At 63.1% G+C, this 12,141-nt stretch carries 11 protein-coding genes and 1 tRNA gene; 6 read left to right on the top strand and 6 right to left on the bottom strand.

Going from position 1 to position 12,141, the window contains the following annotated elements; genetic code table 11:
- Positions 1-80: 80 nt before the first annotated feature.
- Entirely contained in the window at positions 81-1,166 is a 1,086-nt protein-coding gene (locus AC3FLX_RS04045) for a lytic transglycosylase domain-containing protein (protein ID WP_488694102.1), read from the bottom strand.
- A 645-nt stretch (positions 1,167-1,811) separates the two neighbouring features.
- Here AC3FLX_RS04045 and ubiD point away from each other — a divergent pair.
- Together ubiD and AC3FLX_RS04035 are read left to right on the top strand one after the other, a co-directional pair.
- Positions 1,812-3,329 (top strand): 4-hydroxy-3-polyprenylbenzoate decarboxylase, encoded by a 1,518-nt coding sequence (ubiD, locus tag AC3FLX_RS04040; protein WP_488694100.1) that lies wholly within the window; start codon positions 1,812-1,814, stop codon positions 3,327-3,329.
- An 89-nt stretch (positions 3,330-3,418) separates the two neighbouring features.
- Positions 3,419-5,419, top strand: a complete 2,001-nt coding sequence (locus AC3FLX_RS04035; protein WP_488694098.1) for an acetoacetate--CoA ligase — start codon at positions 3,419-3,421, stop codon at positions 5,417-5,419.
- Between the two features lie 27 nt (positions 5,420-5,446).
- Here AC3FLX_RS04035 and AC3FLX_RS04030 read toward each other — a convergent pair whose 3' ends face one another.
- Positions 5,447-6,103: a glutathione S-transferase family protein gene (locus AC3FLX_RS04030; protein WP_488694096.1), complete on the bottom strand. Its 657-nt coding sequence runs from the start codon at positions 6,101-6,103 to the stop codon at positions 5,447-5,449.
- A 286-nt stretch (positions 6,104-6,389) separates the two neighbouring features.
- Here AC3FLX_RS04030 and AC3FLX_RS04025 point away from each other — a divergent pair, with 286 nt between their 5' ends.
- Positions 6,390-7,616 carry a polyhydroxyalkanoate depolymerase gene (locus AC3FLX_RS04025; protein WP_488694094.1) on the top strand — a complete coding sequence of 409 codons (1,227 nt, stop codon included), beginning with the start codon at positions 6,390-6,392 and terminating at the stop codon, positions 7,614-7,616.
- 62 nt (positions 7,617-7,678) lie between these two features.
- Positions 7,679-8,572, top strand: a complete 894-nt coding sequence (locus AC3FLX_RS04020) for an aldose epimerase family protein (protein ID WP_488694092.1) — start codon at positions 7,679-7,681, stop codon at positions 8,570-8,572.
- 40 nt (positions 8,573-8,612) lie between these two features.
- On the opposite strand, the gene AC3FLX_RS04015 is transcribed toward AC3FLX_RS04020, so the two are convergent.
- Positions 8,613-9,182: a DUF5594 family protein gene (locus tag AC3FLX_RS04015; RefSeq protein ID WP_488694090.1), complete on the bottom strand. Its 570-nt coding sequence runs from the start codon at positions 9,180-9,182 to the stop codon at positions 8,613-8,615.
- 70 nt (positions 9,183-9,252) lie between these two features.
- Between AC3FLX_RS04015 and AC3FLX_RS04010 the strand changes: the two genes are divergently transcribed.
- Together AC3FLX_RS04010 and trmB are read left to right on the top strand one after the other, a co-directional pair.
- A tRNA-Gly gene (locus AC3FLX_RS04010) sits at positions 9,253-9,327 on the top strand.
- Between the two features lie 74 nt (positions 9,328-9,401).
- A complete protein-coding gene (gene trmB, locus AC3FLX_RS04005; protein ID WP_488694089.1) occupies positions 9,402-10,193 on the top strand; it encodes a tRNA (guanosine(46)-N7)-methyltransferase TrmB in 792 nt (263 codons plus the stop codon).
- A 59-nt stretch (positions 10,194-10,252) separates the two neighbouring features.
- Here trmB and AC3FLX_RS04000 read toward each other — a convergent pair whose 3' ends face one another.
- The 3 genes from AC3FLX_RS04000 to AC3FLX_RS03990 all read right to left on the bottom strand — a co-directional run bounded on the left by AC3FLX_RS04000 (position 10,253) and on the right by AC3FLX_RS03990 (position 12,093).
- The gene (locus AC3FLX_RS04000; protein ID WP_488694087.1) at positions 10,253-11,134 is read right to left on the bottom strand and encodes an undecaprenyl-diphosphate phosphatase; all 882 of its coding nucleotides are present in this window, start codon (positions 11,132-11,134) and stop codon (positions 10,253-10,255) included.
- Between the two features lie 79 nt (positions 11,135-11,213).
- Positions 11,214-11,780 (bottom strand): DUF1439 domain-containing protein, encoded by a 567-nt coding sequence (locus AC3FLX_RS03995; protein WP_488694085.1) that lies wholly within the window; start codon positions 11,778-11,780, stop codon positions 11,214-11,216.
- Between the two features lie 25 nt (positions 11,781-11,805).
- Positions 11,806-12,093: a YkgJ family cysteine cluster protein gene (locus tag AC3FLX_RS03990; RefSeq protein ID WP_488694083.1), complete on the bottom strand. Its 288-nt coding sequence runs from the start codon at positions 12,091-12,093 to the stop codon at positions 11,806-11,808.
- Positions 12,094-12,141 lie beyond the last annotated feature (48 nt).

The raw sequence follows: 12,141 nt of genomic DNA, 5'->3' as shown, positions 1-12,141 counted from the left end.
CCCGACGTCCACGGCGCGACAAAAAAGAAAGGCACCCCGAGGGGTGCCTTTCTTTTTGCAGGATCAGACCGACCGGAAGGTCAGGCCGCCTGCGCGGTATTGCCCGACGCTTCCAGCTTTTCGCCGTTCTGGTGATGCTCGGCCTGCGTCTTGGCATCGCCAGCCGCCTTGGCCGTCGCGGTGTCATTGCCGGACAGACCCAGCAGCGCACGCAGACGCGCCCGCTCGGCCAGCACCTTGGCGCCGTAGCCGCCATCGGTATTGGTCGTGGCGCCGACGTAGTACTTCAGCCCGCCTTCGATCGAACCGGCACGGGCGATGCAGTCCTTCAGCACCAGCGCACCGATCTTGATGTTGGCGTACGGATTCAGCGCAGCGGTCACGCCGCCGACGGCTTCGTACTTGTCCTGGTGGACCTTGGTCATGACCTGCATCAGCCCCTGCGCACCGACGCCGCTTTCGGCGTACGGATTGAAGCTGGACTCGATGGCAATCACGCCCAAAATCAGCAGCGGATCGATGCCGACCTCGCGGCCCGTCATATAGGCTGCCTTGACCAGTTGCGCGGTCGCCTGCGTCGCCACGCGGTACTTGCGGGCGATGTAGTCGGCCACGGCAGCCTGCTCACGTGCGGAGCCGAGCGCGCTCGTGTTGCGCGCGTCCAGCGCCACGCGCTGCACCGGAATCTGGGCGGCCAGGTGCGCTACCGAAGGAACCTTGCCCGCTGGGGTCTGGCTCCATTCGTCAACACCCGACACAGTCGGCAGGCCCTTGCTCTTTGCAGGAGCAGTAGCCAGCAGACGCGCCGCGGCCGCATCAGCGGACATCGCCGGTACCGCGGCACTCACCGTGTTTGCAGCTTCGGCGTTGGCCACGGCGGCGTCCACCAGCACGGCAGGCGCTTCATTGCCTGCCAGCGCGCCGGCAAGCGACGTCCGCCATTGCTGGCTGACAGTCAGAGTGACCGCAGCGGCCACCGACAACACCCCGAGACTGTTCAGGGTGTACTTCAAAGTTGTGCGGCCGCCGCGCAGCAACGCGCGACCTGCCACCGGATGGGCCAGGCGCACTTGCAGTGCACGGCTCACACCGGGTACCGGCTGTCTGAAGCGGACCTGCAATGCCCGCCCGATGCCGGGAAGATGAAGGGTTTTCCAACCGCTCATTCTTACCTCCATCCGTCGCCCGCTGCGCGCGCCTGACAACTGCGCTTGCCCGATCTCAACGTATTCAAGTAAGGATGCTGCGCCACCTAGCAGGGGTGTCCAGCATCTGTTGGCGGGCGCTCCCCATGCGCCCAACGAGAAACAGGGTACAGCTTGGGGAGCCGCACCCTGCCACTAAATACTCAATACGACCCCGGCCTCCCGCCAGGGGACTGCGCACCGGGCTCCTCCCTGGGGCCGCTTGGTGGCAATCGATGGGGCAAATTGACATTGCTTTTTTCGCTAACACCCTCTTGACACCAGGCGCAAAGCTATGTTGCAACGCAACACCCCATAGAGCAGACCGGATTGTAGGAACGCTTTTATAACCCGTCAAGAATAAGAAACCAAAAACTTCCTACTTTTAGAAATATGTAACAAGGCCTTTTACGGCACCTCCAGACTGGGTACTCCCCCCCAATCGCAAGCCCTACCTAGGCTGGCAATTGTCTGGACAAAGGCCGCAGCTCGTAAATTACTTACAATTTCGCTATACAACGCTAGTGCGATTTTTTTGCGCCTTTGAGGTGGCGTGTGTATCGTCACACACATCGCTGCGACGTGCCCCGAAATGGCGCGGCGCCACATTCCCGAACCGAATTCACCATGCAATACAAAGATTTACGCGATTTCATCGGCCAGCTGGAGCAGCGCGGCGACCTCAGACGCGTGACCACCCCGGTATCGCCAAACCTGGAAATGACCGAGATCTGCGACCGCCTCTTGCGCGCCGACGGCCCGGCAGTCGTTTTCGAACAGCCGCGTCGTGACGATGGTGGTATCTATAAAGTGCCTGTTCTGGCAAATCTGTTCGGGACGACACAAAGAGTGGCACTCGGCATGGGTGCGGCAACGCTGGAGGATCTGCGCGATATCGGCCGCGTGCTCTCGGCCCTCAAGGAGCCGGAGCCGCCACGCGGACTGCGTGAAGCAGGCAAGCTGTTTACGTTGGCGAAGTCCGTATGGGACATGGCGCCGAAACGAGTCAGCAGCCCGGCCTGCCAGGAAGTCGTTTGGGAAGGTAACGATGTCGACCTGGCGCGCCTGCCGATCCAGACCTGCTGGCCCGGCGACGCCGCGCCGCTCATCACCTGGGGCCTGGTCGTGACCAAGGGCCCGCACAAGAAACGACAGAATCTTGGGATCTACCGTCAGCAGGTCATCAGCCGCAACCAGGTGATCATGCGATGGCTCGCCCATCGTGGCGGCGCGCTGGACTTCCGCGAGCACGCGCTGGCCAACCCCGGCAAGCCGTTCCCGATCGCGGTGGCACTGGGCGCCGACCCGGCCACTATCCTGGGCGCGGTGACGCCGGTGCCCGATACGCTTTCCGAATACCAGTTTGCCGGCCTGCTGCGCGGCAGTCGTACCGCGCTGGCCAGCTGCATCACGCCCACGCTCTCCGAACTGTCGGTGCCGGCGTCGGCCGAATTCGTACTCGAAGGCCATATCCAGCCGGACCCGAACCATCCTTCCGGCTATCAGCACGCGCTGGAAGGCCCCTATGGCGACCACACCGGCTACTACAACGAGCAGGACTGGTTTCCGGTGTTTACGATCGACCGCATCACGATGCGGCGCGATCCGATCTATCACTCGACCTATACCGGCAAGCCGCCCGACGAGCCCGCGGTGCTGGGCGTGGCGTTGAACGAAGTATTCGTGCCGCTTCTGCAAAAGCAGTTTCCGGAAATCACTGACTTCTATCTACCGCCCGAGGGCTGCAGCTACCGCATGGCGGTCGTGCGGATGAAGAAGCAGTACGCCGGCCACGCCAAGCGCGTGATGTTCGGCGTCTGGAGCTTCCTGCGCCAGTTCATGTACACCAAGTTCATCATCGTGGTGGACGACGACATCGATGCCCGCGACTGGAAGGAAGTGATCTGGGCCATCACCACGCGCGTGGACCCGAGCCGGGACACCGTGATGGTCGACAACACACCGATCGACTACCTGGACTTCGCTTCGCCGGTGTCGGGCCTGGGGTCGAAGATGGGCATCGACGCCACCGACAAGTGGCCTGGTGAAACCACCCGCGAGTGGGGCACGCCAATCAAGATGGACCCGGCCGTGAAGACGCGCGTCGACGAGATCTGGGGCACGCTGTTCGAATCCGGCAAGTAGCCCCGGGCGCGCAATTGGATGGTCCGCTATCATTTGCGGACCGCCAATCACTCTAATGGCCTGCGTCAGACAGGCCGCGGAGGAGACAAATGACCCTTGCAGGGACGCTGATGTGGACGCCCTCGGCGGCGTTCGCCGAGAGCAGCCAGCTGGCTGCCTTCATGACCTGGCTGCGCCGCGAGCGCGCGCTCGACTTCGACGACTACGCCAGCCTTTGGCAGTGGTCGGTCGCTGATATCGAAGCTTTCTGGCAGGCCATCGTCGATTATTTCGACGTTCGCTTCGACACGCCAGCCAAGACCGTGCTGACCCGGCACATCATGCCCGGCGCACGCTGGTTCGAAGGTGCCACGCTCAATTACGTCCAGCAGGTGTTCCGCCACGCCGGCACAGGTCAGGCCCGCGCCCGCACAGCCATCCGCCATGCCGGCGAAGCGCAGCCGCTTGCCGATATCAGCTGGGGCGAACTCGAAAGCCAGGTGGCGTCGATGGCGCATGCGCTGCGGCAGATGGGCGTGACCCGCGGCGACCGCGTGGCCGGCTACCTGCCTAACATTCCCGCCACCGTCGTCGCGTTCCTGGCCACCGCCAGCGTCGGAGCGATCTGGTCGGGCTGCGCGCCAGATATGGGCCAGGTGGCCGTGATCGACCGCTTCCGGCAAATCGAGCCCAAGGTGCTGGTCGCCGTCGACGGGTATCACTACGGCGGTAAGGCCTATGATCGCGCGCCGGTGATTGCCGATCTCGTGGCCGCCCTGCCCTCGCTGACCGATATCGTGATCGTGCCCGCCATCGGCAGCCATGTCGAAGTGGATGCCCGCCTGCGGCGCCACGCGTGGACCGAAGTGCTCGCCCACGATGTGCCGCTGGTGGCGGAACCGGTACCGTTCGATCATCCGCTGTGGATCGTCTATTCCTCGGGCACAACGGGCATGCCGAAGCCGATCGTGCACGGTCACGGCGGCATAGTCATCGAGCAACTTAAGCTCATGGCGTTCCACAACAACCTGGACACCGACGACGTCTTCCACTGGTACAGCAGCAGCGGCTGGATCATGTGGAATGCACAGGTGGCCGGCCTGCTGCTTGGCACCACCATCGCGCTGTATGACGGCAACCCGGCCTGGCCCGATGCCGGCGTGCTCTGGCGCTTTGTCGACAACGCACGGGTGACGATGTTCGGGGCCGGTGCCGCATTCTTCACCAACTGCATGAAGGCCGGGATTGAGCCGGCGCAGATTGCCGACGTGTCCCGGTTGCGCGGCATCGGCTCGACCGGCTCGCCGCTATCCGAAGACGCCTACGCCTGGATCTACGGCCACGTGCGTGACGATGTATGGCTGGCGCCGATGTCGGGCGGCACCGACTTTGCCGGATCGTTCGTGGCGGGCTGCCCGATTCTGCCGGTCCATGCCGGCGAGATGCAATGCCGCTGCCTGGGTGCGAAGGTGGAAGCATTCGACGATAGCGGCCGCGCATTGATCGACGAAGTGGGTGAGCTGGTCTGCACCGAGCCGATGCCATCGATGCCGCTATTCCTGTGGGGCGACACCGACGGCAAGCGCTACCGCGACAGCTATTTCGACGTCTACCCGAATGCCTGGCGCCACGGCGACTGGATACGCATCACGCCGCGTGGCGGCGCGATCATCTATGGGCGCTCGGATGCCACGATCAACCGTCACGGCATCCGTATGGGCACCAGCGAGCTATATCGCGTAGTGGAAGAGCTGCCCGAAGTGCTCGACAGCATGGTGGTCGACCTCGAATACCTGGGCCGCGAATCGTATATGCCGCTGTTCGTGGTGCTGCGCGAAGGCATCGCGCTGGACGAAGCACTGCGCGATACCATGCGCGCACGCATCCGCACGGCATTGTCGTCGCGCCATGTGCCGAACGAAATCGTGCAGGTGCCTGGCGTCCCGCGCACGCTCTCGGGCAAGAAGATGGAAGTCCCAATCAAGAAGCTGCTGCTGGGCCACTCGCCGGACAAGATCGCCAATCCCGACGCCATGAGCAATCCCGATTGCATGGCCTGGTACGTGGCCTATGCGGCGGATTACCTGGCGCGCCAGCCTCGCGTGGCGTGACTGGCGCGCGCATGACGACGTGGGGTGTCAGAACTCCACGTCGAGTTCGCTGATCTCGTCGGGCTCCTCGCGCGCGGCGGCGATCCATTCCTGCATTTCCGGCATGGCCAGGATCGTCTTGCAGAATTCCACCAGTTGCGGCTCAAGCTTCACGCCATAGGTCACAAAGCGCGTGACCACTGGCGCATACATCGCATCGGCCACGGTGCGGTGCTCGCCGAACAGGTAGGGTCCGCCGTAGCGGGCCAGGCAATCGTCCCAGATCGCGGTGATCCGGTCGATATCCGCCTGCGCCCGGGACCAGACCTTGAGGCCGGGAAAATGGCCCTTCAGATTCATCGGTAGCGCCGCGCGCATCGCGGCAAAGCCGGAATGCATCTCTCCGCAGATGGCCCGGCAATGAGCGCGTGCCGCAAGATCCTCGGGCAACAGTTTCGCCTTGGGCCGAATTTCATTGAGATATTCGGCAATCGCCAGCGTGTCCCATACGATCGCGCCCTGATGGCGCAGACACGGCACTAGAATCGATGGCGATAGCAGCAGGATTTCCGCGCGCACCGCCGGATCATCCGGCGGCACCAATACCTCTTCGAACTCCAGCCCGGCAAAGCGCGCCAACAGCCAGCCGCGCAACGACCACGATGAATACGTCTTGCTGCTGATGGTCAGGGTTGTCTTGGCCATCGTGCCTCCTCCGCCCCCCCGGGCGTGATGTCCGCTTGCAGTATCGGCGGCGCGGACGCGTTTCGCCAGTGTGCACCCCAGCGGTGCGCGAACGCCCGCGCCGGCACCAGCCCGAAGCCACCCGTGACGTGCCACCTGACCGCCACGCGATGGCGACGCCACTCGTGCACCGTGCGTGTTCCGCCGCACGCAACGGTCAACACGATCCGCAACCTGCATGCCAACATACATGACGATGGCACATATATTGCGGCGCAAAAGATCGCAATAGCGAGGGGACCGAGCCATGCTTTACCAGGCCTACCAGACGTACGCAGACATGATGCAGCCGGCATGCTCGCTGGCCGACATCACGGCCACGCTGCTGGCCACATGGCAGCAAGCGGGACGATGCGAGCCACTACGCGCGGCGCGCGCCGCCTGCGAAGTATTGGCGCTGGCCCGACTCACTCACTATCGCCCGCCATTCGGCATCCACAGCGTACGCATCCGCGGAGAATCCGTACCGGTTGTGGAAGAGGTAATCGCCCGCACGCCGTTCTGCACGCTGCTACGCTTTCGCCGCGAAGGCGTGCCGCAACAGCCACGTGTGCTGCTGGTGGCGCCGATGTCAGGGCATTTCGCCACATTGTTGCGCGGCACCGTGGAAACCATGCTCCGCGACCATGACGTCTACATTACGGACTGGCACAACCCGCGCGACATTCCGCTCGCATGCGGCCGCTTTGGCTTCGATGAATTCGTACAGCACCTGATCACGTTCCTGCATGCGCTGGGTGGCAACACGCATTTGGTGGCCGTGTGTCAACCCACCGTGGCGGCGCTGGCCGCCGCGGCGTTGATGGCCGAGGATGGCGACCCGATGCAGCCGCCGAGCCTGACACTGATGGCCGGCCCCATCGACGCGCGCGTGAATCCGACCAGAGTCAACGAGCTGGCCACGAGCCGTCCCATCGAATGGTTCGAAGACACCCTGATCGGTTTTGTACCGCTGCGGTTTGCCGGTGCCATGCGGCGCGTATATCCGGGCTTCGTGCAACTGATCGCGTTCATGAGCATGAACCGCGAGCGGCATGAGCAAGCCCTGCGCGACCTGTACGAACTGCGCGCACGCGGAGAGCACGACAAGGCCGATGCCATCCAGGCGTTCTACACCGAGTACTTCGCCACGATGGATCTGACCGCGGAGTTCTACCTCGAAACGGTCAGCCTGGTGTTCCAGCGATTCCTACTTGCACAAGGATTGCTCGACGTTGGCGGCCGCCGCGTCTCGGCCCGGGCCATCCGCCGCAGCGCCCTGCTCACCATCGAGGGCGAGCACGACGATATCTGCGCCATCGGACAGACGATGGCCGCGCAAGACCTGTGCAGCAGCGTGCGTCCGTACATGCGCATGCATCATATCCAGACCGGCGTTGGCCACTACGGCGTGTTCAACGGCAAGCGCTGGGACACGCAGGTGTATCCGCTGGTGCGCGAAACCATCTACATGAGCGACGAGATCCACAGATAAGGTCCGCCGACGATAGCCGAAGATGCGCTACGCTTCGGCTTTCAGATCAACAGACGGCTACGATGACCACGACAGCGCGCTTCCAGGGCCAAGACCTGCTTCGCGTCGGCCAGGACGACAACTATCTGCTGCTGGCACCCGAGCATGGCGGGCGGCTCGTGCGATGGGTGTATCGAGACCAGGACGTTCTCTATTGGCCCGACGATGCTGACTGGACCCGCATCGCCAAGGTGCGCGGCGGCAATCCGTTGCTGTTCCCGTTCATCGGCCGGCATTTCGTTGACGGCGAAGCCGGAAAATGGCGCGATCGCGCGGGTACCGTTCATGACTTTCCGCAGCACGGATTCGCACGCGACCTGCCCTTCGATATTGCCGAGCGATCCGATACCGCCGTGAGCCTGTGCCTGACTTCGTCCGATGCCACGCGTACTGGCTACCCGTTCGACTTCGCCTTCACCGCCACCTATTGCGTGAAGCCCGACGGCATCGAGGTCACGCTACGCACGCGCAACACCGGCAGCGCGCCCCTGCCCTACTACGCCGGGCATCATTTCTACTTCGCCTTGCCGCACCACTCGCGCGGACAGGCTCGCCTTGCCATGCCGGCGGCCGCCCGCGTGCGCCAGCATGGCGATGGCAGTCTGACCGTCCCCGAGCCGGGCGAACCCGACTACCGCCTTGACGATCCGCGCTTGCAGGACACCTTCCACGTGTTGAGCAACCGCGCCGGAACTGTCCAGCTCGAACTGCCTGCGCGAACCATCGACATCACACTCGATGCCACGCCCGAGACGCCCTGGTATGCGGTCACGACGTGGACCGAGCGGGAAGATTCGGATTTCTATTGCGTCGAACCGTGGCTTGGCCTGCCAAACGCCATCCATCATGGCGCGGGCTTGCGATGGCTGGCTGGCGGGGCCGAAGAATCGGCGACTTGCCGGCTGACTGTGCGATAGCGATAGCGGCAGCGCATTCGCCTGCTGCAGGAGGCGTGCGTTATTTCGGCAGGCGCTCGAAATCGAGTCCGCCGATCAGCACGGTGGGGTCGGCCTGCGTACGCGAATTGAAATCGATCTTGCGCGGCTCCTGCCAGGCGCCGAGTTTGGCGGCCAACGCTTCAAGATACTCCGCAAAACGCGCGTCACCGCCGTCCGCGAACAGTCGATCGACTTCGATGCTGTCCCACGACAGCGTGATATCGACCGGATGCGAGTACCGGCCGCCGCTCGGCCGTGCTGACGCCCATACGCGCAGGCGCGCGGGCTGGTCCGACACCGCCGGCAGGATATCCGTATGCAGCGTGCCGCGGGATATCTGCTGCACACGTTCGGCGATGCGGGGCAGGAGTTCGGTGTTGAAGCGGTGGGTGGTGAGGGGCACGGGCAATTCGGCATCAAGGGCCGCTATTTTGTTGATCCAGTCTGTGACCTTCGAAATGGCTCCAAAGGCTTCCGCTGACTTCGACTCACCGACCCGGCGCCGGGATGGCAAGCATGCCATTTTGGACCAGAAAATAGTCAGGGCAATAGCGAGTTTCTTGCCGCTCGATGCAAGAAGGCCTGACAAGGCACCCTGACGGAAGCCTGGAAGCGAGGGCGCTGGCCACCATGCTACAATCCGCCCCCAGTAAGCCGTAGCGGGCGTCGTATAATGGCCATTACCTTAGCTTCCCAAGCTAAAGACGTGGGTTCGATTCCCATCGCCCGCTCCACCCCATATCTGACAAGCCGCCCTGGCACCCGGTCGACGGATGATCGGTAGTCCGCCCGGCGGTTTTTTGTTGCCATGCTTCCCCAAGACACGAACACTGACACGCTGCCGGGCGACGATGCCGACGGCGCCAGCGCACACCCTGCAGACGCTGACCAGGCAAACGCCCAACCCGGCGACGAAGTTGCGCATCCGCGCCGAATCCGCTCGTTCGTGCGACGTGCCGGACGAACGTCCACGGGGCAGCAGCGCGCCATTGACGACCTTGGCCCCCGCTTCATCGTGCCCTACCAGACCGAACCGTTGGACTGGGCTGCGACGTTCGGACGCCAGGCGCCGTCGATCCTGGAAATCGGCTTTGGCATGGGCGAGACCAGCGCGCACATCGCCAAGCTGCGCCCCGAGGACAACTTCCTGGGTTGCGAGGTGCATGAGCCAGGTGTCGGCGCGTTGCTGAAACTGATTGGCGAAAATGATCTGCAGAACGTGCGGATCATGAATCACGATGCGGTCGAGGTCATTGCGAACATGCTGACCGAGAACTCGCTCGATGGCGTGCATATCTTTTTCCCCGATCCGTGGCACAAGAAGCGCCATAACAAGCGCCGCCTGGTGCAAGCCCCGCTGGTAAAGGTGCTGGCCGGCCGCCTGAAGCCTGGTGGCTATTTCCACTGCGCGACAGATTGGGAAGAGTATGCGCACCAGATGGTGGAGGTGCTGTCCGGTGAAGCGGCACTGGAAAATACATCGCAGGCGCCGGGAGGCTTTGCCGAGCGGCCCGAATACCGCCCCGTGACCAAATTCGAGAAGCGCGGCTTGCGGCTAGGTCACGGTGTGTGGGACGTTGTGTTTCGGAAGAAGCAGTAGGATTTGTTTTTTGCGTTTTTTGCTCCCCGCCTCCGGTGCGAGAGGGGAGCAAAAAACTATCAGGCGTGCCAGGACACGATACCCGTCCACGCCGTCAGCAGCACGATAATCCCGAAGGCAATCCGGTACCACGCAAACGGTTTGAAATCGTGCGTGGCCACGAAGCGCAGCAGCCAGCGAACGCACAGGAAGGCCGACAGGAACGCAAATACGAAGCCGACGGCGAAAATACCCAGGTCATCGGCCGACAGCAGCGCTCTCGCCTTGTAGAGTTCGTAGACCGTGGCGCCGAAGATCACCGGAATCGCCAGGAAGAACGAAAACTCCGTGGCCACCTGACGCGACAGGCCGAACAGCATGCCGCCGATAATCGTGGCGCCCGAGCGCGAGGTGCCCGGTACCAGCGCAAAACACTGGGCGAGTCCCACCTTTACGGCATCGCGCCAGGTCAGATCGTCGATCGACTCGATACGCGGCGCGCCAGCCTTGGCGGCTTCCAGCAGCGCATTGCCCTGCGGATGCGAAACCGTACCCCGACGAGCCTCGCGCCATTCGGCCCACAAAATCACAACGCCGCCGACGATAAAGGCCATCGCCACCGAGATCGGGCTGAACAGATGGGCCTTGATCCATTTGCCGAACACAAGGGCCAGCACGATGGCCGGCAATGTGGCAACGATCACGTTGATGGCAAAGCGTTGCTGTTTCGGGTCCGACGCCAGGCCGCCCAGCGCCGCGCCGATGCGCCGACGAAACTCCCAGCAGACCGCGAGGATCGCGCCAAACTGGATCACGATCTCGAAGATCTTGCCCTTCTCGTCATTGAAATCCAGAAGCTGCCCGGCAAGGATCAGATGGCCGGTGCTGGAAATGGGGAGAAACTCCGTCAGTCCTTCGACGATGCCGAGAATGACGGCTTTGAGAGCAAGTGCAATATCCATGTGGACTCAAAAAGGTGGGCGCAAAGGCGGTTGATCCGCCTGCCATGCCGAGTGGCTTGGCATTATTGTTGATCTGGATTTACGGCCGATTAATCTTGACGTTGATACCGTCGGGCAGGACGGTGATTGTACCCGGCTCCACACTGGTGCCAGCCAGCCGCAACTGTTCCGGCTTGAACGTGTAAAGCGGATAGTCCTGCAGCAATTGTTCGGACAGAATCCCGCCCAGCGCATTCAACTGGCGCGCAAACTGTCCCGGCAAACCCTGCACGTCGAACTGCTTGACTTCGGGGTCCTGCAGGACGAGCGAATGGGTCGGTTGGTCGTAGCGCAGGGCGCTGTCCAGCGCAAAGCGTCCCGTCAGCGGCTGGCGGAAAAACAGGCGATTGTCGATCGTAGCGTCAAAACTCACGAGCACGCGGTTCCGTGTCGAGTCGAGCGCCAGCTGCGGATTAGCCAGCTGGATGTCGAACACTTCCATATAGCGCTTGTTGAACGGGAATTTCCGCGCCAGTGCGTCCTGCAACTGGCTTTGCGAAAACGTGTATTCGCTGCGGAATACGCTACAGCCCGCCAGCCAGCCCGTGGCGGCCAGCACGGCCATGCCGGTAGCTGCCAGCCAGCGCCGGCGCGTCATCGCGATCATGCATGCTCTCCATCAAACAGTACCGTCAGGCCGCCCGCGCATCCGGCGCCGTGGCCTGCTCCAGCCGGGTCAGCCAAAGCATGGCCGATTCCCGCGAATCCCCGCACATCTCGGCCGACGGCCGCAGACCACCGCAGAATCCTGGCCGCTCCGGCTGCCCGAACACTGCGCAGCGCATATCCGGCAGCAGTTGCGCGCATCGCTGCCCGGCCGCCTTGCCATCCGGCATGCCGGGCAAGGCCGACGTGATGGACGGTGCGATACAGCAGGCGCCGCAGCCGGCACGGCAGATGGATTCAGACTGACAGGACATGGTGAAGGTTCAGCGGCAGATGCCGACAATACACGGGGGCGGCATATA

The sequence above is a fragment of the Cupriavidus sp. 291-E7 genome (genome assembly GCF_057798835.1).
This window is presented reverse-complemented; position numbering and strand designations above follow the sequence as displayed.

Bases quoted from the DNA above. Each gene is read 5' to 3' on its own strand.
- AC3FLX_RS04035 (WP_488694098.1), top strand. From the start codon at position 3,419: ATGACCCTTGCAGGGACGCTGATGTGGACGCCCTCGGCGGCGTTCGCC.
- trmB (WP_488694089.1), top strand. From the start codon at position 9,402: ATGCTTCCCCAAGACACGAACACTGACACGCTGCCGGGCGACGATGCC.
- AC3FLX_RS03990 (WP_488694083.1), bottom strand. From the start codon at position 12,093: ATGTCCTGTCAGTCTGAATCCATCTGCCGTGCCGGCTGCGGCGCCTGC.
- AC3FLX_RS04000 (WP_488694087.1), bottom strand. From the start codon at position 11,134: ATGGATATTGCACTTGCTCTCAAAGCCGTCATTCTCGGCATCGTCGAA.
- AC3FLX_RS04020 (WP_488694092.1), top strand. From the start codon at position 7,679: ATGACCACGACAGCGCGCTTCCAGGGCCAAGACCTGCTTCGCGTCGGC.
- AC3FLX_RS04045 (WP_488694102.1), bottom strand. From the start codon at position 1,166: ATGAGCGGTTGGAAAACCCTTCATCTTCCCGGCATCGGGCGGGCATTG.
- ubiD (WP_488694100.1), top strand. From the start codon at position 1,812: ATGCAATACAAAGATTTACGCGATTTCATCGGCCAGCTGGAGCAGCGC.
- AC3FLX_RS03995 (WP_488694085.1), bottom strand. From the start codon at position 11,780: ATGATCGCGATGACGCGCCGGCGCTGGCTGGCAGCTACCGGCATGGCC.
- AC3FLX_RS04030 (WP_488694096.1), bottom strand. From the start codon at position 6,103: ATGGCCAAGACAACCCTGACCATCAGCAGCAAGACGTATTCATCGTGG.
- AC3FLX_RS04025 (WP_488694094.1), top strand. From the start codon at position 6,390: ATGCTTTACCAGGCCTACCAGACGTACGCAGACATGATGCAGCCGGCA.